General features: G+C 66.7%; 19 protein-coding genes. 3 read left to right on the top strand and 16 right to left on the bottom strand.

The genetic code is table 11. The features are described from left to right. Position 1: 1 nt before the first annotated feature. The 4 genes from N4264_RS24405 to N4264_RS24390 are packed head-to-tail and all read right to left on the bottom strand — an operon-like array spanning position 2 to position 3,709. Positions 2 to 1,096 carry an ABC transporter permease gene (locus tag N4264_RS24405; RefSeq protein ID WP_261694809.1) on the bottom strand — a complete coding sequence of 365 codons (1,095 nt, stop codon included), beginning with the start codon at positions 1,094 to 1,096 and terminating at the stop codon, positions 2 to 4. Next, positions 1,093 to 2,013 (bottom strand): ABC transporter ATP-binding protein, encoded by a 921-nt coding sequence (locus N4264_RS24400; RefSeq protein ID WP_261697699.1) that lies wholly within the window; start codon positions 2,011 to 2,013, stop codon positions 1,093 to 1,095. The genes N4264_RS24405 and N4264_RS24400 overlap by 4 nt, the downstream gene beginning before the upstream one ends. Positions 2,014 to 2,035: 22 nt before the next feature. After that, positions 2,036 to 3,001: an HlyD family secretion protein gene (locus tag N4264_RS24395; protein WP_261694808.1), complete on the bottom strand. Its 966-nt coding sequence runs from the start codon at positions 2,999 to 3,001 to the stop codon at positions 2,036 to 2,038. 27 nt (positions 3,002 to 3,028) lie between these two features. Continuing rightward, positions 3,029 to 3,709, bottom strand: coding sequence for a TetR/AcrR family transcriptional regulator (locus N4264_RS24390; protein WP_261694807.1), 681 nt, complete (start codon positions 3,707 to 3,709; stop codon positions 3,029 to 3,031). 72 nt (positions 3,710 to 3,781) lie between these two features. Between N4264_RS24390 and N4264_RS24385 the strand changes: the two genes are divergently transcribed. Both N4264_RS24385 and N4264_RS25670 read left to right on the top strand, forming a co-directional pair. Further along, complete coding sequence (locus tag N4264_RS24385; RefSeq protein ID WP_261694806.1) at positions 3,782 to 4,507, top strand: alpha/beta fold hydrolase; 726 nt, start codon at positions 3,782 to 3,784, stop codon at positions 4,505 to 4,507. 243 nt (positions 4,508 to 4,750) lie between these two features. Then, on the top strand, positions 4,751 to 5,824 hold the full coding sequence (locus tag N4264_RS25670; protein ID WP_282563023.1) for a GGDEF domain-containing protein: 1,074 nt from the start codon (positions 4,751 to 4,753) through the stop codon (positions 5,822 to 5,824). 37 nt (positions 5,825 to 5,861) lie between these two features. Here the strand turns inward: N4264_RS25670 and rtcA are convergent, their stop codons facing one another. The 3 genes from rtcA to N4264_RS24365 all read right to left on the bottom strand — a co-directional run bounded on the left by rtcA (position 5,862) and on the right by N4264_RS24365 (position 10,172). After that, complete coding sequence (rtcA, locus tag N4264_RS24375; RefSeq protein ID WP_261694805.1) at positions 5,862 to 6,878, bottom strand: RNA 3'-terminal phosphate cyclase; 1,017 nt, start codon at positions 6,876 to 6,878, stop codon at positions 5,862 to 5,864. Positions 6,879 to 6,950: 72 nt separating this feature from the next. Further along, entirely contained in the window at positions 6,951 to 8,174 is a 1,224-nt protein-coding gene (locus N4264_RS24370) for an RtcB family protein (RefSeq protein WP_261694804.1), read from the bottom strand. A gap of 444 nt (positions 8,175 to 8,618) precedes the next feature. After that, on the bottom strand, positions 8,619 to 10,172 hold the full coding sequence (locus tag N4264_RS24365) for an RNA-binding protein (RefSeq protein ID WP_261694803.1): 1,554 nt from the start codon (positions 10,170 to 10,172) through the stop codon (positions 8,619 to 8,621). A 170-nt stretch (positions 10,173 to 10,342) separates the two neighbouring features. On the opposite strand from N4264_RS24365, the gene rtcR reads away from it, so the two are divergent. After that, positions 10,343 to 11,935: an RNA repair transcriptional activator RtcR gene (rtcR, locus tag N4264_RS24360; RefSeq protein ID WP_261694802.1), complete on the top strand. Its 1,593-nt coding sequence runs from the start codon at positions 10,343 to 10,345 to the stop codon at positions 11,933 to 11,935. Positions 11,936 to 11,982: 47 nt separating this feature from the next. Here rtcR and N4264_RS24355 read toward each other — a convergent pair whose 3' ends face one another. The 9 genes from N4264_RS24355 to N4264_RS24315 all read right to left on the bottom strand — a co-directional run bounded on the left by N4264_RS24355 (position 11,983) and on the right by N4264_RS24315 (position 23,705). Continuing rightward, positions 11,983 to 14,169, bottom strand: coding sequence for an HzsA-related protein (locus tag N4264_RS24355; RefSeq protein ID WP_261694801.1), 2,187 nt, complete (start codon positions 14,167 to 14,169; stop codon positions 11,983 to 11,985). A gap of 221 nt (positions 14,170 to 14,390) precedes the next feature. Continuing rightward, positions 14,391 to 15,362 (bottom strand): sulfotransferase domain-containing protein, encoded by a 972-nt coding sequence (locus tag N4264_RS24350; RefSeq protein ID WP_261694800.1) that lies wholly within the window; start codon positions 15,360 to 15,362, stop codon positions 14,391 to 14,393. Beyond that, a complete protein-coding gene (locus tag N4264_RS24345; protein ID WP_261694799.1) occupies positions 15,355 to 15,858 on the bottom strand; it encodes an adenylyl-sulfate kinase in 504 nt (167 codons plus the stop codon). Before N4264_RS24345 ends, N4264_RS24350 begins: the two co-directional genes overlap by 8 nt. Beyond that, positions 15,855 to 16,622: a phosphocholine cytidylyltransferase family protein gene (locus N4264_RS24340; RefSeq protein ID WP_261694798.1), complete on the bottom strand. Its 768-nt coding sequence runs from the start codon at positions 16,620 to 16,622 to the stop codon at positions 15,855 to 15,857. Before N4264_RS24340 ends, N4264_RS24345 begins: the two co-directional genes overlap by 4 nt. Beyond that, on the bottom strand, positions 16,622 to 17,368 hold the full coding sequence (locus tag N4264_RS24335) for a class I SAM-dependent methyltransferase (RefSeq protein ID WP_261694797.1): 747 nt from the start codon (positions 17,366 to 17,368) through the stop codon (positions 16,622 to 16,624). Before N4264_RS24335 ends, N4264_RS24340 begins: the two co-directional genes overlap by 1 nt. Before the next feature lie 11 nt (positions 17,369 to 17,379). Then, on the bottom strand, positions 17,380 to 19,692 hold the full coding sequence (locus N4264_RS24330) for a PEP-utilizing enzyme (RefSeq protein WP_261694796.1): 2,313 nt from the start codon (positions 19,690 to 19,692) through the stop codon (positions 17,380 to 17,382). Between the two features lie 112 nt (positions 19,693 to 19,804). Next, positions 19,805 to 20,593 (bottom strand): gamma-glutamyl-gamma-aminobutyrate hydrolase family protein, encoded by a 789-nt coding sequence (locus tag N4264_RS24325; protein ID WP_261694795.1) that lies wholly within the window; start codon positions 20,591 to 20,593, stop codon positions 19,805 to 19,807. A 22-nt stretch (positions 20,594 to 20,615) separates the two neighbouring features. Further along, positions 20,616 to 21,746, bottom strand: a complete 1,131-nt coding sequence (locus N4264_RS24320; protein ID WP_261694794.1) for an MGDG synthase family glycosyltransferase — start codon at positions 21,744 to 21,746, stop codon at positions 20,616 to 20,618. Positions 21,747 to 21,815: 69 nt separating this feature from the next. Continuing rightward, the gene (locus N4264_RS24315) at positions 21,816 to 23,705 is read right to left on the bottom strand and encodes an MFS transporter (protein WP_261694793.1); all 1,890 of its coding nucleotides are present in this window, start codon (positions 23,703 to 23,705) and stop codon (positions 21,816 to 21,818) included. Between the last annotated feature and the right edge of the window lie 80 nt (positions 23,706 to 23,785).

The following is a 23,785-nucleotide window of genomic DNA, read 5'->3' as shown; positions in this document are numbered from 1 at the left end:
CTCAGTCCAGGCGTTTGCTCACGCGCATCACCGCGATGCTCAACACGATTGCCGTGAACGCGGTCAGCGCCACCAGTTCCTGCCACAGGTCGGCCAGTCCGGCACCGCGCAGCGCAATGCCGCGGATCAGGCGCAGGAAATGCGTCATCGGAAGGATCTCGGCAATCCATTGCGCCACGCGTGGCATGCCGGCGAACGGAAACATGAAGCCCGAAAGCAGGATTTGCGGCAGGAACGTGAAGAACGCCAGCTGCATCGCCTGAAACTGGCTGCGCGCGAGCGTGGAGAGAAATACGCCAAGCGACAGCGACGCCAGGATGAAGAGCAGTGCAGCAGCATAGACCTCGATCAGCAGGCCGCGGATGGGTACCGCGAAGATCAGCTTGCCGAGAATCAGCACGACCGTCACCTGCACCAGGCCGATCGCGACGAAAGGCAGCACCTTGCCGATGGTCAGTTCCCATGGCGATACGGGCGTGGCGATCAGCATCTCCAGGTTGCCGCGTTCGCGTTCGCGGACCAGCGCCATTGCGGTGAACATCACCATCGTCATGGTGAGGATCACGCCGACGAGCCCGGGTACCGTATTGACCGCGGCCCGCCGCTCCGGATTATAGAAATTGACAATTTCTGCCGTGTGCGCCGGGCGCGCGCCGGGATCGCGCAGGCGTTCGAGCGGAAAGGCCGCCAGTTGCCGCGCTGCCTGCTGCACCACCTGCTCGGATCCGTCGACTACCATCTGCAGCGGCGCGCGGTCGCCGCGTTCGAGCCTGGCCTCGAAATCGGCCGGAATGACGATGCCGACGCTGATCCGGCCCTGGCGCAACAGCGCGTCCAGCTCCTGTGGATGATTGACGCGATAGCGGATTGCCACCACGCGCGTGGATGCCAGTTCCGCAACCAGCTCCCGGCTTCGCGCCGTGTTGGCCGCGTCCAGCAACGCAGCGTCCAGGTGGCGGATATCCAGGTTGATCGCAAACCCGAACAGCAGCAGCTGCATCGTGGGGATGCCGATGATCATGGCAAAGGTGAGACGGTCGCGCCGGAGCTGGCGCAGCTCTTTCACCACGATCGAGAGGAGGCGGCGCAGGCTCATGCGGCGTCCTCTGACGGATCGTGGGTAGCGGCGACGAAGACATCCTCCAGATTGGGTGCGCCGGCCTCCACGTGGGCCTGAATTCCTGCCTGCGACAGGCGCTGCTCAAGCGTTCGGGCGCTGACGCTGTCACGCTCGGCGAGTACGCGCAGTTGCGCGCCAATCTGCGCCATCGCCACGATGCCTGTGCTGTGTTCCAGCGCCTGCTGCGCGCGGCGCGGTGCGTCGCACTGGATCAGCCATACGCTGTGCGGCAGCGCCGCGCACAGGTGTGCCGGTGCACCGTCCGCGACGAGACGACCCTCGTCGAGGATTGCCAGGCGGTGGCAGCGCTCGGCTTCATCCATGTAGTGCGTCGAGACGAGGATGGTCGTGCCCGCATCGGCCAGTTCGAAAAGGGAATCCCAGAATTCGCGGCGCGACTGCGGATCGACGGCGCTGGTGGGTTCATCCAGGAACAACAGTTCGGGCCGATGCACCACGGAGCCGGCCAGCGCCAGACGCTGCTTCTGCCCGCCCGACATCGTGCCGGCCAGCTGGTGCCGGCGGTCGTGGAGCCAGTAGCGCGCCAGCAGCTCGTCAATGCGCGTCTTGCTGTGTGCGCGCGGAATATCGTGCACGGCGGCGAGGAATTCGAGGTTCTCCTGTACGGTGAGGTCTTCGTACAGGGAGAACTTCTGCGTCATGTAGCCGATGCGGCGCTTGAGGGCCTCGGCGTCCCGCGGAATGGAGAGCCCCAGCACCTGGATGTCGCCGGCACTGGGCAGCAGCAGTCCGCACAGCATGCGGATGGTGGTGGATTTGCCCGATCCGTTCGGCCCGAGGAATCCATAGACCTGGGCCTTCCCGACCGTCAGTTCGACGTTGTCGACCGCGACCAGGCTGCCGAATCGGCGGGTGAGGCCGCGGGCGACGATGGCGGCACCGTGGCGTGTGCTGTCAGCGGCCATGGTCGCGCGGCTCGGCGGTGAGGGTGAGCCCGGCGGGCAGTTTCCGGGTCTCGTCGGTGCCGTCCAGGACGAGCTCCGCGCGATACACCAGTTGCGATGCGTCGTCCCCACTTAGCGCGTAGTACGGCGTGAACGCCGGTTCGCTGCGGATGCGCGCCAGCGCGGCGTGGAACGGCGCTGCAGCGCCCTGCACGTGGATGGTGAATTCCGCGCCGGGCTGGATCGCGGCGCGGCGCGGTGCTGGCACGTAGACGCGCGCATAGGGGCGATCACCCGTGAGCAGCGACACGACGGTGGCGCCGCGCGGTGGCTGGTCGCCCCGCTTGAAGGGCAGCGCATCGACGCGGCCGTCGGCCGGCGCGTGGACGCGCAGGCGTTCGCGCGCCAGGCTCAGTTCCTTCACGCGCGCCTCGGCGAACGCCAGCGCGGCCTGTGCCTGCTCGACCTGTTCAGGACGCGTGCCATTGGTCAGTTCGGCCAGGCGTGCCGTGACGGCATCCACTTCCGCGCGTGCCGACCTGAAGCTGGCCTCGCGCCGATCGAGTTCGGCCTGGGCAATGAGCCCACGGCCGCGCATCTCGGCGGCGCGATCGCGTTCGCGCCGCTCGTTGGCGCGTTGCGCGTCCGCCCGCCGCCACTCGGCGCGCAAGGTGGCGACGTTTTCCGCGCGGGCACCGTGCAATCGCTCGTCGAGCAGCGCCTGCGCGCGCTGGCGTTCCGCCTCGGCCTGCTCCAGCTGCGCCTGCGCACGCGATCCGTCGAGTTCGAGCAGCAGCTGGCCCGCCGCGACCGTATCGCCTTCATTCACCGCGATGGCAGTGATCGGCTCCGAGGCTTCGGCGGCGACGCCGATACGGTCCCATTCGAGGGTGCCCAGCAGCGGCGGCGCCTGCGGCGCGCAACCGGTGGCGGCCAGGAGGGCGATCAGCGGGAGGAGGGCGGGCAGGCAGCGCATGGCGTTGGTCCTGGGGGAGAGGAAAAGCTACTTATCGGGTAGCAGAAGGCCGTCGAGCAGCAGCGCCAGCACATGGCGGGCGAGGGACTCGGCGGTCACGTCGCCGGCTTCAAACAGCGGGCGCCAGATGCCTTGTGCCGCAAACGGGAACACGGTCAGGCCGATCAGCGAGACCATGATCAGGCGCGGTTCGATGGCGGGATTGAGCCGTCCTTCGGCCTGCGCCTGGCGCACCAGTCCGACCAGCGGCTGGGCGAGCCGGGGCGCCATGTGGCCGACGATGCGCTCGCGCAGTTGCCCGCCTTCGGTCACGACTTCGCGCAGCCACAGGGGCGGCAGCCACGGGTGTGTGGAAAGCGTCGCGGTGACTTCCTGCACGAACGTGGTGAAGGCGGCGCGCGGCGTGGCTTCGATGCCGGAGAGCTTGTGCACCACCTGGCTGACGATGGGTACGAAGCGCTCCTCGACGATGGCGTCGACCAGGTTTTCCTTATTGCCGAAGTAGTAGTGCAGCAGCGCCGGTGTCACGTGCGCGGCGCGGGCCACGGCCGAGAGCGGCGTCGCCGCGATGCCGCGCTCGGAAAACAGGGTGACTGCGGCGTCGATCAGGCGTTCACGCGCCTCGCGGTCGACGGCGGCGCTGGCGGGCCGGCCGCGCCCGCGCGCGGCGGCCGGGGCTGTGGTGGGTGAGGGCTTCTTCCGGTTCATGGATAGAATTTAATTAACAGTGAATTTAATTTCAACTGCCGCCCCGCCGGGCGGTGGCCTAGAATGGTCCGGATGACTCACTTCCTTTTGCTGCCGGGTATGGACGGCAGTGGCGCGTTCTATGACGACTTCGCCGCGCGGCTGGCTCCTCTGGGGACGACGCAGATCGCGTCCTACCCGCCGGATCGCCCACTCGGCTATGACGAACTGGCGGACTGGCTGGCTCCGCAACTGCCGCGGGGCGACTGGGTGCTGTTCGCCGAATCCTTTGCGGGGCCGCTGGCGATACTGACGGCCGCGCGACGGCCGCCCGGCTTGCGAGCGCTGATTCTGTGCGCGACCTTCGCGCACCTGCCGCCGCCGTGGACCCGTGTCATGGCCTCGTTCGTGCCGGTCTTGCCGGCGTGGGCCCTGCCGATGCCGGTGCTGGCACAGGGGTTGTTCGGCCGTGACGGTGATGCGGCGTGGTCGCGTCGTCTGGCCGGCGTGCTGTCCGGAGTCGCTCCCGCGGTGATGGCGGCGCGCGCGCGTTCGGCGTTGCGCGTGGATGTGCGGGAGCAGGCGCGTTCGCTGCGGCTGCCGGTCCTGTATCTGCGCGCGGGGCGAGACCGGGTCGTGCCGCGCCGGGCAGGGTCGGTGCTGGCGCAGCTGGTGCAGGACCTGCGCATCCGCGACATCGATGGCCCGCATTTCCTGGCGCAGTTCCGCAGCCAGGCCTGTATCGATGAAACCGCGGCATTCCTGCGATGCTGCGGCGTGCTGGCCGCGGACCCCGATCTGGCGCGTCGCAGCGGATGAGATCTTCCCGGCGTATCACGTCGGCGGTTCACGGCGGCAGGCAGATCTGCCAAGCTTGCCGTTCACCGGCGCCGAACGCGCGTTCCACGGGGTTTCGCCGATCACTCGGCGCGACGCTTCCCCGTGCGGATGACCGTGGTGGTGGTCCGTTCGTCGACATCGTCCTGCCGGGATTTCTGGCCTGCTCCGTGGCGTTGCTGCCGACGGGTCCAGACGCCGGCAGGTCGCCAGCCTGACCGCCGTATGAGCTCGATATCGTCATTTGCCCCATTGCTATGCCTGTTGGCCCTGGCGCTCGCGCTGGCGTTCCGACGCCACCGCGCCGCGCTGGTGCTGGCGACGCTCGCCCTGGCGGTCGCGGCGCTGGCAACGGATCCGGCCGTGTCCGAATGGGGCGGTCGCGCGGCAGCGGCCACGACGATGTTCGGCCCTTGGCTGATGGTGCTGGCCGCGGTCATGCCCGAGCCGCCATTCCGATCCCGCCGGATGCTTGTCACCGCGCTGTTGCTGGCCACGATCACCTGGTTGGTCAGTGTGGCGCCACCGCACGTCTGGCGCGCCCTTGAAGGCCTGTTGCCACTGGGATTCGTCGATGCACGGCCCCGCCGCGTGGCGGTTGCGCTGAGTGTCTTCGCCGCGCTCGTCATGGCGATGCACGGGTATCACCGGCGCAACGCGCTGGATCTGGCGATCGCCTTTGGCGCGCTGAGCCTGGCCTTCGGGTTGATCGAGCTGGCCGGTATCGGTCTGCAGCTGTGGCTCTTGATCGGCGCGCTCGTGGCCGGCGCCGGCGTCCTCTATTCCTCCTGGCGCCTGGCCTTCCTGGATGCCTTGACCGGACTGCCGAACCGTCGCGCGCTGGACGAGACGCTGGCGCGACTGTCCGGCACCTACGCGTTGGCCATGGTGGATGTCGATCACTTCAAGCAGTTCAACGACAAGCACGGCCACGATGCCGGTGACCGGGTGCTGATCGAAGTCGCGCGGCAATTGGCGAAGACACCCGGCGGGCGCGCCTTCCGCTTTGGCGGCGAGGAGTTCTGCCTGCTGTTCCGGCGTCCGGACGGCGCGGCGGATGCCTGCGAGACAGCCCGGATGAATATCGAAAACACCCCGGTTGCGTTGCCGCGCAAACCGTCGGCGAAATCCCGGAAGGCGCCGCGCGCCAAGGACAAGCAGCGCACCGTAAAGGTCACCGCCAGTATCGGCGTGGCGCAGCGTGACGCGCGTCGGCGCAGCCCCGACGAGGTGCTCAAGGCGGCGGACGAATGCCTCTACAAGGCCAAGGAAAAAGGTCGCAACCAGGTCGTCAGCTGATCAGGGCGGCCGCGCGCTTGCGCGCAACCGCCCTCACTCAGGACTGGATGGACACTTCGAAGTGCTGCGGACCGCGATCGAGGATCGTCACTTCCACCGGCAGGAACTTTTCGATCATCGCGGCGTTGGTGCGCAGATGGTCGCTCGATTCCGTCGTGGTGAAGCGACCGCCGCCGGCGAGGGCCATCGGCAGCAGCAACTGGTCACCCAGGTGTGTGTCGGTGGCCGCGCCGCTGTCGAGGTAGCGTTGCACATCGGCGCACAGGTCGGCGGCTACCTGCTCGGCTGTCTTGCCGCGTTCGCCGAATCCGGTGAACACCACGCTGACGTGCTCACAGTGCACGGTGATGAGCAAGGCATTGCCCGGACCCAGCGCAGGCCGGACCTGCCGCACTTCCAGGTCGGATTCGGCCATCGGCAGCCGTCTGGCTGCCGCGCGCACCTCGCGCTCGCCAATGCTCGAATCAAGGCCTGACAGCAAGGCGGTCGCCCGGATCTGCCGAACAGCACCACGCTCGCACAGGGTGATCTGCTGCAGGCTCGAAGGCGTCACGGCCAATTCGACGAGGCCGCCGCCGGCCGGTGCAAAACCGTGCCTGACGACATTGACCGATGCCGAGCCGCCCATGCGTGCCAGCTGCGGCAGGAACGCGTGCTGCAGGAAATCGGCTGGCGGGGCCAGCGGATTGTGCGTACCGCCTTCGACGCGCAGCGTCGAGGCGGCATCCGCCTGCAACAAGGCCGGCAGCGCCGTCTGCAGGACGAGCATGGTCGAGCCGGCGGTGCCGACGGCAAAGTGAAAGTCACCGGCCACGATGACGCCGGGCTCGAAGACCAGTTCCGTGGAGCCGGGTGCGGCATTGAGGACGTGTGCATTGCCGATGCGCCGCGCAGCCTCCACGGCCGTGAGGTGTTGCCGCATCAGGCCAGGCCGTGAGCGGCCTGCCCGGATTCCGGACATGCGGAACGGGGTAGAGGTGCACAGGCTCAGGCTCAAGGCCGTGCGGAGCAACTGGCCACCGCCGGCGGAGCCGTCAAGTTCAATCATGGACATGGCTATTTTTCTACGTGTAAACGATGACGCGGCCGGGCGCGTGGCGCCCGGCCTTCCCTGTTTCCTGGTGCCTCAGCCCTTCACGCACACCACCTGGCGAAGCGTATGGATGATCTCGACGAGATCTTCCTGGGCCTTCATCACCGCTTCGATCGGCTTGTAGGCGGCGGGCGATTCGTCGACCACCGCGGCGTCCTTGCGGCATTCCACGTGCGCGGTGGCGCGGACGTGATCCTGCAGGCTGATCAGCTTCTTTGCCGCCGTACGGCTCATCACGCGTCCGGCCCCGTGGCTGCAGCTATGGAAGCTCTCGGCGTTACCGCGGCCGCGCACGATGAAGCTCTTGGCACCCATGCTGCCGGGAATGATGCCGTACTGGCCTTCCTTGGCGCTGACCGCACCCTTGCGGGTCACAAAGACATCCTTGCCGAAGTGATGCTCGCGGCTGATGTAGTTGTGGTGGCAGTTGATCGCCATGCGCGTCAGCGTGAAGGCGGGCAGGTGCTCGCGCAGTACGCGGACGATCGTGTCCATCATCTGCTGCCGGTTTTCGGCGGCGTACTCCTGCGCCCAGTCGACGGCGTTGACGTAGTCCTCGAACAGCGTGCTGCCTTCGGCGAGGTAAGCCAGGTCACGGTCGGGCAGGTTGACATAGTGACGCCGCATTTCCTCGCGCGCCTTCTCGATGAAGTAGCATCCGATCGCATTACCCGCACCGCGCGAACCCGAGTGCAGCATGATCCAGACCTGGTCCTTCTCGTCCAGGCACAGCTCGATGAAGTGGTTGCCACCACCGAGCGAGCCGAGCTGGTTCAGCGGCGACTTGTGTGCGACTTTCGGATGCTTCTCGACCAGCAGGTCGTAGCGCTCCTGCAGATTGCGCCAGCGCGTCACGGCCGAGTTGGGCGGCGCGATCCATGCACCGTTATTGCTGCGGCCCTGCACGGTGACGAAACCGTGCGGAACCGCGCGCTCGATCGCACTGCGGATCGCGCCGAGATTGTCCGGCAGCTGTGCCGCTGTCAGCGTGGTCTGGTAGGCCATCATGCCGCAGCCGATATCCACGCCGACGGCCGCCGGAACGATCGCGCCCACGGTCGGCACCACGGAACCGACCGTCGCGCCCTTGCCCAGGTGTACGTCCGGCATCACGGCGATCCATCGGTGAATAAACGGCAGGCGCGACATGTTGATCAGCTGCTGCCGGGCGGCCTCTTCCAGGGGTACTCCCTGCGTCCAGGCCTTGATGGGCGCGCCGCCTTCCTGAATGACGTTGTAGTTGGCGTTGGTCGTCATCTGATTTCATCCTTTCGTGCTGGCCGATGTGGCGTGCGAGACCGGATGTTCTGTATCCGTCGTGCCTGTCATGCCCATCGACCCGAAGAGTGCGGCGACAAGGTTTAGGTGAAACATCCTACTCTACCGACTGAGCTACACCCGCGCGGCTGCGAGGGTGGCGGGACTCGAACCCGCGACCAGGAGCATCAAGGCTGTAGTTCCACCGGCATTCGCCGCGAAAAAGTGTGTTGCCCTACATCAAAAAAAGTGCGGTGACAAAAAGGGGTGAAACTTCCTGCTCTGCCACTGAGCTACGCGCCGGTTGCCCGGCGGCGACGGGAGTCGAACCCGCGACCTGGAGATTCATAGTCTGTAGTTCCACCGGCATTCACCGCGAAAACGTCTTGTTCCTCCGCCGCGACGGGCTCTCCCGTCGCGGTACCTGTTGCGGGCAGGGCCCGCTTACAACGAGATGCGTTCGATCCGCTGCTTCCAGCTGGCCATGTCCAGTCCATTGGACGCCACGGTGCCCAGTACATCGAACACCGCGTCGCTGAATCCACCGACATGCAGCACGTCAGCCGATTCCACGGTCTGGCTCGTCATGTACGGCTGCAGGTCGATACAGACCAGCTTCGCGCCGGGGCAGCGGTGCTTGATCGTGCTCCATTCCTTCATCGTTGCCGTCGCAGCGACCTTGCATGTATCCGCCCAGCTCTGGTTATCCGAGACGATGATGAGCGTATCCACCATCGCCTTCTCGGCGTTGAGCCGGGCCAGCGGCGCACTGACCGTGGTGCCGCCGCCGAGCGCGTTCGCCAATGTCGTGGCCTGCGTGGTGATGCTGTCGCGCGGATTGAGCGTGACAGACACCACCTGCGTGTTGAACGGGATCACCCGCGCCGACGGGTTCTTCCGCTTCACGCACGCCGCGATGAGCGCTGCGACGTCGACACACCGCATCTTCGTCGTCGAGCCCGGCCGGTTACCCGTCACGGGCGAAGACATCGATCCAGACACGTCCACCGCGACCACCACATTGCCCGCCAGGACCGGCACGTTCTGCGTCGCCAGCTCCATCGCATCCTGCAACGCATCGCGTAGCGGTTGCGGCATATCGCCGGTGATCGCGTTCCAGGCGGCGAACAGCTGGTAGGGAAATGCGCGGGCCCGGGCCACATGGGCCGGATCACGCAGTTTCGCCGCCAGGTGCCCGACATCGTCAGGCTTGGCAAACACGCCGTGACGCTGGAACGTGTTGAGGTTCATCCGCGCGGTCTGCCAGGAGGCGCGCCGGGCGATTGCTGTCCAGTGGGCATCCGTCAACGGCAGGTTGGTCAGGAACAGGAACGGAACATCCGGAACGTCGCCCTCGTGGTTCTGCTTGAACGTCTCGTAAGCCTGCACCTTCGCCGGCAACGCTTCCGCTTTGTACGGCCGGTCGATCAGCCAGGCGTATAGTGCTTCCCGCTCCGCGTCCTGCGGCCTGGGATGGACCATCCGGATCACGTCCGCCAGCGACGGGCTCTGGCCGACCGCCGCGGCGAGAATCTGGTCCACCGACGCCCGTTCCAGCCATTGGCGCACCAGCCGCTTGGGCCGCGTTCCGAGGGACTTCCGTCCCGTCACGCCGCTGCGCACGATCTGCACGAAGTTACGCAACATCCGTCCGTTGTCGACCACCCGGTCAAAAATCTTCTCGCACAGGGCGCCGTCACGCTGGGCCAGGTGTGCCAGCAGCAAGGCCGGCATGTCCTTCATATAGGCGTTCTGACGCGCATACAGCGCGGTCCTGGCCACGAACTCAGTCGGCACCGCCTCGCAGAGCCGCAATACCTGCGCCAGCTGGGTCTGGGCATCGGCGTAGAACACGCCGTTCAGGCATCCGGTTGCGGCATAGACCGCGAGGGCGGCCACGGCGTCACGCTGGTAGGCGGCGCCACCGGCCTCGTTGGTGGTGTTAGCAGCCGGAACAAAGGCGCCACGCCGGCTGGCGAAGAGCTGCTGATTTGCCATGATACGTTCTCCCTTTCGACGGCTGACATAGAGCAGCAGTCGTGCCAACCGGGCGGGAGTATTCGTAACGTATTGATGGTAAAGATTTTATTATTGAAATTCGTGGATGCGTCGACCAGTGTTCTGCGGAAATTTGGCGCCCATGAGATAGCCTGTTTATCATTCTGTATATGGCCAAGCGCACCGTCATCATCGGATTCATCGGCACCCAGCTCGACGGCGGCAACGGCCCCGGGCGCTGGGACAAGTGGCGGCCCACGATCTCGCTGGGCATGCACGAGGATTTCCTCCCCTACCGGCTGGAGCTGCTCATCGACCAGCGCAAGTACGCGCGCCTGGCCGAGGTCGTTTGTGCGGATCTGCGCCAGGTGGCACCGGAAATCCAGGTGCGCGCGAACAACCTCGCCCTGGTCGACCCCTGGGATTTCGAAACGGTCTACGCGGCGCTGCATGACTTCTGCGCCAGCTACCCCTTCGATCTGGACCAGGAGGAGTACTTCGTCCATATCACGACGGGTACGCACGTGGCGCAGATCTGCTGGTTCCTGCTGGCCGAGAGCCGGCATTTTCCCGGATGCCTGCTGCAGACCTCGCCCCCCGCGCAGCAGGGCAAGGGGCTGCCAGGCACGTTCAGCGTCATCGACCTCGACCTGTCGCGCTACGACCGCATCGCCCAGCGCTTCCAGCGTGAGCGCCAGGAAGACCGGACCTTCCTCAAGAGCGGCATCGCCACCCGCAGCGCCGCGTTCAACCGGCTGATCGACGAGATCGAGACCGTCGCGATCCGTTCCAGCGCGCCCATCCTGCTGATGGGGCCGACCGGCGCCGGCAAGAGCCAGCTTGCGCGTCGCGTGTTCGAACTGAAGAAGCTCAAGCACCAGCTCCCGGGCGGTTTCGTCGAGGTCAACTGCGCGACGCTGCGCGGCGACGGCGCCATGAGCGCGCTGTTCGGCCACATCAAGGGCGCGTACACCGGAGCGGGTGCGGATCGCGCAGGTTTGTTGCGTTCGGCGCACCGTGGCCTGCTTTTCCTCGACGAAATCGGTGAGCTGGGCATCGACGAGCAGGCCATGCTGTTGCGCGCACTGGAGGAAAAGCGCTTCCTGCCGGTGGGCAGCGACCGTGAAGTGGAAAGCGACTTCCAGCTGATCGCCGGCACCAACCGCGATCTCGCCCTGCGCGTGCAGGATGGGCGTTTCCGCGACGATCTCTTCGCGCGTCTGAACTTGTGGACATTCTGCCTGCCCGGGCTGGCCGAACGCCGCGAAGACATCGATCCGAACCTGGACCACGAACTGGACCGCTACGCCCGGCAGAACAACCAGCGCGTGACCTTCAACCGCGAAGCGCGGGATCGCTACCTCCGGTTCGCCACGTCGCCGCAGGCCCTGTGGCTGGGAAATTTCCGCGACCTGGGCGCGTCCGTGATGCGCATGGCCACCTTCGCGCTTGGCGGGCGTATCCAGGCCGAGACGGTGGATGACGAGATTGTCCGGCTCAAGCGCCTGTGGCGCACGCCCGGCGCGGCGGCGGACATTCTTGCCGACTGCCTGGGGGAAAAGGCCGGGGATGTCGACCGCTTCGATGCGGTGCAGCTGCGCGACGTGATCGACGTCTGCCGGCGTTCACGCACCTTGTCCGAAGCCGGGCGCGAGCTTTTTGCCGCCTCGCGCCGTCAGCGTACCAGCACGAACGATGCGGATCGCCTGCGCAAATACCTTGCGCGTTTCGGCCTGAGCTGGGAATCGGTACAAAAGACGTAGCACGCGGCCGGCGGAGCCTTGGTAGGCTGCCGCCGGCGGACGCGTGATCAGCGCATTTCCATGCTGTTGTGGAAAATCAGGTCGACCTGTTTGTTGCGCCACCGTGCCAGGAGCTCGCGCAGGGCCAGCGCGGTGTTCTGTGCGGCGGTGCCGCCGGGTGTCGCCTGGTTGACCTGGTTCACGCCGTGGCATCCGTCGCAGGCGCGGATCTCGCCGGGCTGGAAATTGATCCAGTAGCGTTCCCGCACGACCGGCGTTCCGTTGGGCGCCGTCGACTGCCAGGCCATCGCGCGCTGCGCCGGTACGAACAGGGCAACCGAGCCATCGCTGGCGATCGGCACGCTGCCGGCTGGCCCGGCGACATGGTCCGCATTGGCTTTCAGGGTCGGCAGATCGTGCATCACCTGCGCCAATACGCGCCGTCCCGCCGCCGGCGAGGCCGAGCCGCCCATGCCGCGAATCTGGTCACCCTGGAAGAACTGCATATGCGCGATGTCGTACAACTGGCCGCCGCCGCTGGCGGTGGTCTGCGTACCGCCCGGGACGCGCAGGTTGAAGGGTTGCTGCTTGTCCGCCTTGTCCCGCGTGGTGACGTTGCGCATCACGATCAGGGCGAGCTGGTTGGCGCGCAGGTAGTCGCGGAACGCATTCACATCCACGTTCTCCAGGGTGAATGCCTGTTGCTCCGGTGCCTTGAGCGCGGTGGCGGTGGACGGCGGCGCGGTGCGCGCGCGCACTTCCACTGGCGACAGCTCCCAGAAGGGACCGTTGTAGCTGACCAGGACATCCGGGTCCCAATAGCTGACATTCTTGGTGATGCCGCCGGTCAGATTCTCGACCGGTTCCAGGAAGCCGCCGGCGCCCGCCGCCAGGCGCTTCAGGCGGAACTGGTAGCGGGGGATCGGATTGGCGCGCGTACCGTCATTGCCGGCGCTGCGCGACTCGCTGGTATGCGCGGCGATCATGCGGCCATCCGACAGGGGCAGTGGATTGCGGTAATGGCCGGTGAAGTCAGCCGGCGGTACATCCGGCGAATCGTAGAACCGCGTGCTGCTGCGTGGATTGAGATAGGCCACGGTCATCGTGGCCGGATTGACCGTGGGCGCGGCGTCGATGCGGATGATCTGGCCGGCGGCGTGCGTGTAGAACTCCGGCGCGTCGATGCCGATGTAGCGGCCCGGCGTGGTCGGGTCTTCGCGCATCTGCAGCATGTTGAGCATGTTCAGGCGGCTCTGCGGCGGAATGAACTCGGTCAGCGCCGGATCATTGTTGAAGCTGCGATCGAAATAGCTGTGCAGCTCGTGCCGGCCGACGTGGTTGAGTGTTTCCTCTTCCGTGCCGTCCTGGTTGATCGTCCAGGGGAAAAAGTGATTGATCGTGTGGCCGTTGAGATTCGAAACGGCGTAGCGCTGCTCGGGATAGACTTCCGTGCGGTCGGTTGTCGCGACGGCATTGAGCGCCTCGGACGTCCAGTTGAAGGCGCCGTAGGGGTTGTCCGTGGCATCGTTCTGCTGGTCGCGCTGGAGATGATCCCAACGCGTGAAGACAATCCGGCCATAGCTGTCGACGATGGGGTTGAACGAGCCGGACACCGAATACTCCAGCAGGTCCAGCCGTCCCGTTGCCGGATACAGGCGCCACAGGCCCGTGGGGGTGGGCGTGGATTCGTATTCGTCCAGCTGTGGATACAGATGGGCCGCGCCGTTGCGGGTGCGGTCGCTGGCGAAAACGATGCTGCCGTCCGACAGGTAGGCCGGCATGACGTTGTTCCGGTTGAGCGGCTGGTTCGCTACCTTTGTGATAGTGGCTGTCTGGCCGGAACCCAGTCCTGTGACCTCGTACAGCTGGAAGTACGACTCCATCAGCTGGTACTGCTGCGTGGGCGCGCCGATGACCATCGAAAATACGGCTTTCGTGCCGTCCCACGATACGGCGGGGTCGCGCACCGCGATGGATGTCGCGCCCTGCTGGCCGGCATTGCCGAAGCCGGCTTCCTGGGTCAGGTTGCGCAAGGTTCCGTTCGGATAACGGATGTAGAGGTCGCCGCCGCGCCCCACGACGTTGACCGTCCCGCGGTGATTGGCGAATACCGAGCCGATCGCTGCAAAGTCGTAGGGCAGCGGGTACTGCGTGACAAACAGAATGGGATGCGGCAATTGCTGTGCCGGCGCGACGGCTGAATAGCCCAGCACCACTGACGCCGCGGCAACGATCTGCCTGGTCCACTTACGCATGATTGGTTCCTCCCCGAAACCCGTCCAGCGTCGCCCACACGGGGCCGCACGTACTGTGACGCGGTTGGAGACGGGAAGCGACCGGGTTCACAAATGTGCTAACCCGGCCGACCGGCGGTGCAAACGGTCGCACTGCTGGAGGCCCGTCCCCAGCCGGTCCGCACGACTCGCCCATCCTACGCCGACTGGGCCGCCACGCCAGTAGCCGGGCCGTGGCGCGCCTACGGTCCGGTGCAGGCTGCCGTGAAGTAGCACCTCAACCGCGCCCGCTGATCGTCGGGCCATTGATCGGCCTGTGCCGCCACGAGCATCGAATCGATCCAGGCCGGATCGACGACCTTCCCGGGACGCGCCTGCCCGCTCGCGTCCGGCGCATAGCCGAGCCAGTCGTAGAGCGCCGCGAAGCGCGAGCCGACGGCCCGGTGCATGTCGGGATCGAAAGCCCTCCGCCATTCCTCGGCACATCCGGCGCGATTGAACACCGCATCGACGGTGCCGGCGTCGATCAGCCGGGCCTCGGCCTCGCGGGCGACCTGGTAGTCCGACGCCGCGACGGCCGCCTGCAGCTGCGCGGGTGTGGCGGTGAGCCCCAGGAAGGCGGTGGCGCGTTGCAGTGTGCCCAGCGCGTCGCGCCGGTAGTCCTCGTAGCGCACGATGAGGTGCTCGCGCCCGGCCAGCGCAACGCGCCATACGCGCAGCCAGAACGCCAGGTAGTCCGCGCGGCTCACCGGATAGTGGAACCACGGATCCGCAAGGAAGCGCTCGAAGGATTCGTCGGCCGGCACCAGCTTGATGCGGCGCGCACGGTGCCACAGGGAGTGCAGCGCATCGCGTGGATCGCGGACGAACAGGATCGTCCGGGCGACCGGGCCATAGGTGCCGGGCCAGGCGTGCGTCATGCGCGGCACCGGCGTGGCGCGGAACTGGAACTCACGGCCCGCCTCCAGGCTGGGCAGCAGGCGCCGCCAGGCTTCGTCGCTGCGCACGTAGCGGAAGCGGCGTTCGCCCAGGGATTGCCAATCCTCGCGCAGGTCGGCGCCCCAGGGTTTCCACAGTGCCACGTCCAGTTCCAGCAGGCAGTTGGCCAGCCATGAAGCACCACTGGGCATTTCCGAGGAGGCGATCTCGACGTCGTAGCGCGCGAAGCCCTCCACGTCCGGGTATTCGTGAAACTGTGTACGTGTATCAAACATGGCGTCGCTTCCATTCGTCCAGGAGGGTGTCGGCCAGCATCGCGACGGCGTCGTCGCCATCGCCGTGGTTGTCCAGCACCAGGTGCGGATTCAGGGGGAACTCGGGCGGGATGTCCGCACCGACGCGCGGGCCGCGGCCGGCCAGTTCGGCCGCCCGGCGGGCCAGCCGTCCCGGCGCACCATTGACCAGCACTTCGAAATAGTCGGCATTGCGAGCCCGGTTCTGCGCATGGATGGCCTGGAACAGCGAGACCGTGGCGACCACCGCGACCTGGCCGGCGCGACTGGACGCATGGGCAAGAGCGGCAATATGACCGGCGACGGCGAGCCGATCCTCGCGCGAGTAGCCGTTGCCGAGTGGGCCCAGCGACTGTCGCACGAGGTCCCCGTCGATCAGCTGCACGACGTGGCCTTCGGAGCGCAGACGCAGAGCCAGTGCGGCAGCCAGGGTGCTCTTGCCGGCACCGGCAAGCCCGGTGATCCAGATGACGCTCATGACGGATGCCGCCAGCGCCAGTCGTGGCTCCAGCCGGGCGTGCGACGGGCGAGGAGACGGTACAGAGCCAGGTCGCGGGCGCTGTCGACCTCGCACCAGCGTCCTTCGACGGGAATCGCCTCGATGGCAACGCCTTCGGCAAGCAGTGCCGACAGCAGCGAGGTTGTGTCGAGGCTGGCGCGGCGGACGACGCAGAGGCCGCCGACGAAGTCCTGTACGATCTTCCATCCGGAAGGGGAAAGCCGCAGCAGGCCGGTGAACTGCGCCTGCACGTCGTCCACGTGCGCCGGACGTGCGCCGATGGCAACCAGCTGCCCAGCGTCGACCTTCAGCGTTTCCGCATCGGCCAGCACGTCGGTGAAACGCCGACTCCACAGGGCGTGCCAGCGCAGGTCCACCGTGATGGCGATGTCGGCATCCGAGTGGCGCAGCGCCCGCGCCAGGTCCGGATGAAACACGCCGTCGCCATAGGCCATCAGTACCGGCTGGCGCGGGGTATCAGGCAGGCCGCACAGGAGCGAAGCCACGGGTCCGGAAGTGGACCAGTCGGCGTTGTGGAAAACGTGCACGCCGGTCGGTGCGTGCAACGCCTCACCGGCATGTCCGGCGACGGCGCGGATCGCGTCGATACCCGCGGCCTCCAATGCCGCGCATTGCCAGTCGATGAGGCGCCGGCCAGCCAGTCGCAGGGCGGCCTTGGGCCGCCTGCGCGTGAGCTGGCCCAGGCGCGAACCGCGTCCGGCCGCGAGGATGACCGCCTGCATCAGCAGGGCCGACGGTGCGCGTACCAGGCGCGTGTAGTGAATGGCACGTCGATAACCGGCTGGTCCGCCAGCAGCGCTTCCAGCCCGGCAAATACGGCGGCGCGGGCTGCTCCGGCCTGGCGCAGCAGCGTTGCATGGGCGCGGAAACCATCGATGAAGTCGGCACGACTGGTGCGGTGGATGAAGCGCGTCGACAGCGACTGCACCGTGCCGAACCCGCCGTGCTGCGCGATGCGTGGTGTCGGATCGTCGCGACGGCTGCCATAGGCGTAGTCCGGCACGTGGTGGCGGATCACGGCTTCGACCTCGCGCTGGAGCGGATCCTCCAGGTCGCGATGATTGAACAGCAGGGCAATGGCGCCGTTGTTCTGCAACAGCCGGCAGGACTCGTCCAGCGCGGCGGTGGTATCGAGCACGTTGAACGATGACCCATAGCTCACCAGTCCGAATGCGCCGGCGGGCAGGCCCGTCGTTTCACCGCAGCCATCGACGAAGCGCAGCCGTGGATGCCGGATCTGCTCGCCGATGGCGCGCATCTGCGGATTGGGCTCGACCGCGGTGACCGTGAGTCCGCGTTCGGCCAGGGGAAGGCTCAGGCGACCGGTGCCCGCGCCGATGTCGGCCACGGCGCAGGTGGCGTCCAGCTGCAGTGCCGCGACCAGTGCATCGATGGCGTCGGTGGCGTAGGGCGCGCGTTTGTCGTAGTGCGTCGCGAGGGCGGAGTAGTCCCAGTTCAGTGCATTCATCCGGTCAGTTGTCAGCGGCAATGGTGAAGAGGCGTGAGCGACTGGGTCGCCGCGTCGACGCACAAATGACGGGTAGTGGCCAGGCGACGCCAGCGTTCAAGCCCCAGGCCCAGGACGGCGGGTACGCCCAGTTCCGCGCAGCGAATGGCCATGTGCGAATTCGGCCCGCCGAAGGCGGTGATCAGCGCGGCGGGCGCGCGCGAGAAGATCCAGTCGAAACCCGGATCGGCGCTTTCGATGGCCAGCACCGCACGCGAGGGTATGCTGGCCGGCGACGCGGATGCGGCAACCCGCACCACACGCCCGGTACCGCGGCCGTTGCCGACGAAGCTGGGCGCGCCCGCATCCACGGTGACGCTGTCGAGCGAGCGGGTGGGGTCAAGTACCGGTGGCAGCCGCAGCAGAGCGTCCACGCGATGCTGCTCGCGCGCGTGGGTGATCTGCGCGGTGCAGTCCACGCCGGCGAGGGCATGCGCGAAGGCATGCGGTGTGAGCCAGCTGAGGGATTCGCGATCCAGGCCGATCCGTGCGCCCGCCCGCACGATTGCTTCGAGCAACACCGAGACCGCGTGCGACAAGGCGTATTTGCCGCGTTCGCGACCTTGCCGCGCCTGTTGATAGCGTTTGATCAGCTCGCCGGCCGACAGGTGATAGCCCGCTTCGCGCAGCAATTTCTGAAGTGCACCCGCCTCGTTGCCCGTCAGTTCAAAAGGCGGTGCCTGATGCAGCCCGGCAGCAGGCGCTTCCACGCCCAGCTCGGCCAGTGGCGGCGTGGTGATCTCGAAAGTGCCGGCACGCAGAAACCCGAATTGGGCCATCTGCTCGTCGCGGCCAGCCGTCAGGAAATCGCGCGTGGCCGTGGCGCAGGATTGCTGCAGCATCAGCAGTCGCGATTCGCTCAATGCGCCGCGCGCCACCGCCGAGCGCATCAGCGCCTCGAACACAAACGCCTGGCGGGCAACCGACGCGAACGGCAGCGCGCCCAGCGCCGTGGCAGCGCGGATCAGCGCCAGTGGATGCATTTCCGGCGCAGAAACGGCGCGGCGCAGCTGCGCAAAGCGGTGATCAGAATGCTGTAGCGCGGTGGCGTCCACACAGCGGGCGCTGACCGTGGCAAGCGCCGCGCGGTAGCGGGCCAGGCGCTCGCGGCCGAGCAGTCCGGCGTAGCGGATCGCATGATCGGCATCGAACTGGAAGTCGACACAGGTCTGTGCGACGGTGAATTCGTATTTGTCGTGCAGTTCGGGGCGCCGCAGCAGGCGTTCCTGCCATGCATCAACCAGCGCGGCGGCGGTAACCGTATCGATGCTGGCCGGAAGCAGCGAATTGGCGCTGGCCCTGACGTCGACATACGGGCGGCCGCCAAAAGGCAGCAGCAACGGAGTATCCGCCAGCATCCGGTAGCCGAACGCGGCACGGGCGCTACGCCAGGCGGAGCGGCCGATCAGCTCGCCAAACAGTCCCAATGCCAGTGGGCGTGGATGCGCGCCCAGCAGCTCGGCCGGATTCCAGTCCGGCATCAGCGCCAGCACGCGCCTTTCACCCAGGCAATGGGGATCGGGCTCGCACAGCGACTTGCGCGCCAGATTGAGCTGGCGCCGGCGGCGCCGCGCGGCCGTCGGGTCCGGCAACGGCGGCGCGATGACGGGGCGCACCTGCAGGAGGACGACGGCGTCGCCGTCGATCACCATCTCCGCCTCGATCGGACCTGCGGGGCAAAGACGTTCCAGCTCCCCGATGGCCGCGTGCAGACGCGCGATATCCGGATCGTCGGCGGTCGGTGCTTCCCGGGCAAGATACACGGTTCGCACCGGAACATCGCCGCGGGTGACCGAATCAGTCCGTGGCCCTTCGACCAGGCTGAAAACGTAGTAGGACGCGCCGTCCTCGATCGCGTGACTGGCGACAACGGCCGCCAGGCGTGAGGTGACCAGCGGCTGGATCAGGACCTCGTCATTGGTGCTGCGCGAATCGTAGCTGCCAAAGACTGCGTCGATGGCGGCCCCAAGCGCGGACGCGTCGCCGGCGCATACGCCGAGGCGGGAGGTGTAGCGCCCGGCCTGGGAGGCGCTTGCCAGGTCTTCTGCCGCAGAGGAACTGCGGATCGCCAGGGCGCCCCGGCCGAAATGACGGGCAATGCGCGCGATCGTGGCACTGCGGTGCTCGCGCCAGGTTTGCCATCCCACGCACAGGCTGGGTGGTACACGACTGGCGCGCAGACGTGGCGCCAGCTGGAGCAGCGTACGCCCCTTTCCCGACCACGTGATATCGCGCGGTAGTGACAGGGCAGGGCAGGTGTCGACGAGTACAACGGGCGGGGACATAAGCGTCGATGGCTACGGCGTTCCCTGTGGTCGGGACGCACCGGGTTGGTACAGCGGCATGCCCCTGTGCCGCAGAAAATGGATAAATCGGTAAGGTTTCCGGCGCTGGAGCTTACGGCGCGGATGCAGCCGGGGTCAAAGACCACTTCCCCATTGCCGCGGCTAAAAAAGTGTCCATTAACGGCGCGAAATCGAGTGCATCGGCGACCGGTGCACGGAATTCCGGATGCCATTGCAGACCCAGCACCCAGCCCGATTCGGCACGAACCGCTTCCACCAGGCCATCCTCGGCGCACCACGCTTCCGGCTTCAAACCATCGCCAAGACGGTCGATGCCCTGGTGATGCGCGGACACGACGCCGCCCTGTTGCCGGCCGTACAGCGATTCCAGCAAGCCGCCAGCGGCCAGTGCAACCGCGTGGTGATGACGCTCGTAGATCAATGGCTGCGAGTGACAGCGGCTGCGCGCGCGCAACTGCGCCAGATCCTGGAACAGGGTACCGCCGTAGGCGACGTTGATGAGCTGGCATCCGCGGCAGATGCCGAGCACGGGCAGGCCGTGCGCGACGGCGCCGCGCAGCAGCTGCAGCTCGAACGCATCGCGTGTCGCATCGCCCGTCCATTCGGATCGCAGTGGGGCCTGGGCATAGGATTCCGGCGCAACATCGGCGCCACCCTGCAGGACCAGCGCATCGATGCCCTCGACGATCGCGGCGATGGGCAACTGGCCTTCGCGCGTCCACGGCAGGATCAGCGGCAAGGCGCCGGCGCGGGCAATCGCGTCAATGAGGTCGCGTTCGGCGGCGAGCATATCCTTGCGCCGGGCGCCGCCCGCCGCCGGGTCGCCGGTCACCAGTCGCGCCGTGATGCCGACGCGCAGTGGGTGTCCAGGCGAACTCACGTCATGGTCCGGGCGAAAACGATCACAGGCCCGCGACGACCTGTTCCATCACCGCGACTGCGGCGGCGGGCTTGCCCAGTGTCTTGGCCCGGTCGCGCATACGCGTGAGCGCCGCACGGTTCTCCAGCAGCTTGCGCACACGGTATTCCAGGGCGACGGCGTCGACAGCCTTGAGTGCGGCGCCGTGTTCGAGCAGGTAGTCGCAGTTGCGCTCCTCCTGCCCCGGAATGGGCGAGAACACGATCATCGGCAATCCCATCGCCAGGCACTCGGACGTGGTGAGTCCCCCCGGCTTGCTGATCGCAAGATCCGCAGCGCCCATCAGCCGCTCGATCCGGTTCGTGTAGCCCTGGGGAATGAGCTTGCCCGGATACCGGCCGGCCAGTTGCGACAGGCGGTCGAGCATCGCCGCGTTCTTTCCCGCCAGGGCCACGAGCTGGAAATCGCGCTCGATATGCAGCAGTTTTTCCGCGGCCTCGTCGAGCGCGCCCACGCCGGCGCCGCCGCCCATGAGCAGCAGGGTGGGAAGATCCGGATTGAGCCGGTACTCGCGTGCGCATTCGGCGCGCAGATGCGGCTGCGAGAACACGGGCATGATTGGAATGCCGGTCACGTGCACGCGATCGGCCGGCAGACCGCGGGCCCGCATGCGGTAGGCGACCTCGTCGCTGGCCGCGAAGTAGCCGTCCAGTTCCGGCACGACCCACAGCGAATGGAGGTCGAAATCCGTGACCTGCACGAAGGTGGGCGTGGCCAGACGGCCGCGGCGCCGCTCGCGCTGGAGCAGTTCGGCCGGAAGGAAGTGCGTGCAGACGATCGCGTGCGGCGCGAATTCCTCGATCGCCAGACGCAGCGAGCGGGCGTTGAGGCGCTCGATGGCGCGGCGCAGGCGTGCCATCGTGGCATCGGGCGGCGTCTGGTCGGTGATGCGGTAGATCTGCGCCCAGATCGCCGGGAACTTATCCACAAGGCGAAGATAGTATTCCGTATACAGCTTCTTGAACGTGGACGGCACGTGATCCATCACGTCCCAGTGCCGGGTCTGGGCACCGTGTCGTTTCTCGGCGACCACGCGCAGCGCCTCGGCCGCACGGCCGTGACCGGCGCCGGCCGAAACACTCAGAAACAGGATGCGGGATGACTCAGGCGGCATGGCGTTTCCAATCGGCGCCGACCCGGTCTGCGCGGCCGGCCAAGGTGGTAGACAGGGTGACCCTCACCCTCAGGCCCAGCTGCCGCGCAGGGCGCGAACACGCTGCTCCAGGTGCGCCGCGTTGGCCGCATCCGCCGGCACGGGTTCGTCCGCGGCCAGGCCAATGCGTGACCAGAACCGGCGCGGCAGGCGCGAGCGGCCCAGCCGTGTATCGCGACGGCTGAATACCGAGCCCCACAGGCCGCGCAGCGCCAGCGGGACGACCGGCACCGGGCGGCGCGCCAGGATGCGTTCCACGCCGCCGCGGAACGGGGCTATCTCGCCATCTTTGGTCAGCGCTCCCTCGGGGAAGATGCACACCACCTCGCCTTCGGCGAGCGCCTGGTCGACGGCGTCGAATGCTTTCTCCAGCAAGTCCGGATTCTCCCTGGCACCGGCAATCGGAATCGCCTTGGCCGTGCGGAAGATGAAGCTGAGAAGTGGAATATTGAATATTTTATAGTACATCACGAAACGTACCGGCCGGCGCACGCTGCCGCCAATGATCAGCGCGTCCATGTAGCTGACGTGGTTGCAGACCAGCAGCGCCGGTCCTTCGTCGGGAATGCGCTGCAGGCCTTCCAGTTTGATGCGGTAGAGCGTGTTGACCAGGATCCAGGTCAGGAAACGCATCAGGAACTCGGGCACCAGGGTGTAGATATAGATGGCGACCACGGCGTTCATCAGCGCAGTAGCCAGGAGCAATTGCGGGATGCTCAGGCCGGCCACGTTGAGCAGCACGGCCGAGAGGCCGGCCGCCACCACCATGAACAGCGCATTGAGGATGTTATTGGCGGCGATGACGCGCGAGCGGCGCGCCGGATCCGAGCGCGTCTGGATCAGCGCGAACAGCGGCACGATGAAGAAACCCGCAAATACGGCCATCAGCACCAGGTCGACGATGACGCGCCAGATACCCGGCGTCGCCAGCACCGCCGCGATGCCAAGGCCCTGCGTGGTGGCCAGGGTCGGGTGCGCAAAGTACAGGTCGGCGCCGAACAGCGTCATGCCGATCGAGCCGAACGGGACGAGTCCGATTTCCACCTTGTGGCCCGACATGCGTTCGCACAGCAGCGAGCCGGTCGCGATGCCCAGCGAGAAAAGCGTGAGCAGGAAGGTGTAGACGGTGTTCGTTCCGCCGAGCACGAACTTGGCGTAGTTGGGCAGCTGGGTGATGAACACGGAACCGAAAAACCAGAACCAGGAGATCCCCAGGCAGGACAGGAACACCGCGCGATTGCCGCGGATCTGCCCGAGGTTGCGCCAGGTTTCGGTGAAGGGATTCCAGTTGATGACCAGGCCCGGATCCGGGGCGTCGACCTTCGGCATGGCGCGCGAAGTGGCCACGCCGACGAGGGCGATCGCAATCGTTGCCGCGCCGACGAGCCACGGCCCGTAGACGGGTGTATCGATCAACACATTGCCCAGGATCTGCCCGACCAGGATGGCCATGAACGTGGCCATCTCGATCAGACCATTGCCGCCGACCAGTTCATCCTTCTGCAGAACCTGCGGCAGCAATCCGTATTTGAGCGGGCCGAACAGGGTCGAATGCAGGCCCATCATGAAAAGCATTGCCAGGAGCAGCGGAATGCTGTGCAGGACGAAGCCGACCAGGCCGACGAGCATGATCGCCAGCTCCATCACCTTGACCAGCTGGGCGATGCGTGCCTTGTCGAATTTGTCGGAAAGCTGGCCGCTGGTGGCCGAGAACAGCAGGAAGGGCAGGATGAAGAGCGCGGCGGCGACGTTCGTGTAGATGTTGCTCTGCGCCGATGACGTGGTGGCCACCTGGAAAACGATCAGGCTGACCAGCGCGTTCTTGAAGACGTTGTCGTTGAAGGCCCCGAGTGCCTGGGTCCAGAAGAACGGGCCGAAACGACGCGACCGCAGCAGGGAGAATTGATTCTTGCCGGACATAGGCGATACCTGGGAGGACGTGCCGGAATCTACCAGAGCCCGATGGCGCACTGGGCCGGCGCGGCGAACTTTTCGCCCCG

Origin of the sequence: Tahibacter amnicola (genome assembly GCF_025398735.1) — a bacterium.
In the GTDB taxonomy this organism is placed as follows: Bacteria; Pseudomonadota; Gammaproteobacteria; order Xanthomonadales; family Rhodanobacteraceae; genus Tahibacter; species Tahibacter amnicola.
The sequence above is the reverse complement of the archived record's forward strand: the minus strand, read 5'-3'. Positions and strand labels throughout refer to the sequence as shown.

Coding starts and splice junctions, on each gene's coding strand:
- N4264_RS24315 (WP_261694793.1), bottom strand. CDS start 23,705: ATGTCCGGCAAGAATCAATTCTCCCTGCTGCGGTCGCGTCGTTTCGGC.
- N4264_RS24355 (WP_261694801.1), bottom strand. CDS start 14,169: ATGCGTAAGTGGACCAGGCAGATCGTTGCCGCGGCGTCAGTGGTGCTG.
- N4264_RS24320 (WP_261694794.1), bottom strand. CDS start 21,746: ATGCCGCCTGAGTCATCCCGCATCCTGTTTCTGAGTGTTTCGGCCGGC.
- N4264_RS24385 (WP_261694806.1), top strand. CDS start 3,782: ATGACTCACTTCCTTTTGCTGCCGGGTATGGACGGCAGTGGCGCGTTC.
- rtcA (WP_261694805.1), bottom strand. CDS start 6,878: ATGTCCATGATTGAACTTGACGGCTCCGCCGGCGGTGGCCAGTTGCTC.
- N4264_RS24330 (WP_261694796.1), bottom strand. CDS start 19,692: ATGTCCCCGCCCGTTGTACTCGTCGACACCTGCCCTGCCCTGTCACTA.
- N4264_RS24345 (WP_261694799.1), bottom strand. CDS start 15,858: ATGAGCGTCATCTGGATCACCGGGCTTGCCGGTGCCGGCAAGAGCACC.
- N4264_RS24335 (WP_261694797.1), bottom strand. CDS start 17,368: ATGAATGCACTGAACTGGGACTACTCCGCCCTCGCGACGCACTACGAC.
- N4264_RS24370 (WP_261694804.1), bottom strand. CDS start 8,174: ATGACGACCAACGCCAACTACAACGTCATTCAGGAAGGCGGCGCGCCC.
- N4264_RS24395 (WP_261694808.1), bottom strand. CDS start 3,001: ATGCGCTGCCTGCCCGCCCTCCTCCCGCTGATCGCCCTCCTGGCCGCC.
- N4264_RS24350 (WP_261694800.1), bottom strand. CDS start 15,362: ATGTTTGATACACGTACACAGTTTCACGAATACCCGGACGTGGAGGGC.
- N4264_RS24390 (WP_261694807.1), bottom strand. CDS start 3,709: ATGAACCGGAAGAAGCCCTCACCCACCACAGCCCCGGCCGCCGCGCGC.
- N4264_RS24405 (WP_261694809.1), bottom strand. CDS start 1,096: ATGAGCCTGCGCCGCCTCCTCTCGATCGTGGTGAAAGAGCTGCGCCAG.
- N4264_RS25670 (WP_282563023.1), top strand. CDS start 4,751: ATGAGCTCGATATCGTCATTTGCCCCATTGCTATGCCTGTTGGCCCTG.
- N4264_RS24340 (WP_261694798.1), bottom strand. CDS start 16,622: ATGCAGGCGGTCATCCTCGCGGCCGGACGCGGTTCGCGCCTGGGCCAG.
- rtcR (WP_261694802.1), top strand. CDS start 10,343: ATGGCCAAGCGCACCGTCATCATCGGATTCATCGGCACCCAGCTCGAC.
- N4264_RS24365 (WP_261694803.1), bottom strand. CDS start 10,172: ATGGCAAATCAGCAGCTCTTCGCCAGCCGGCGTGGCGCCTTTGTTCCG.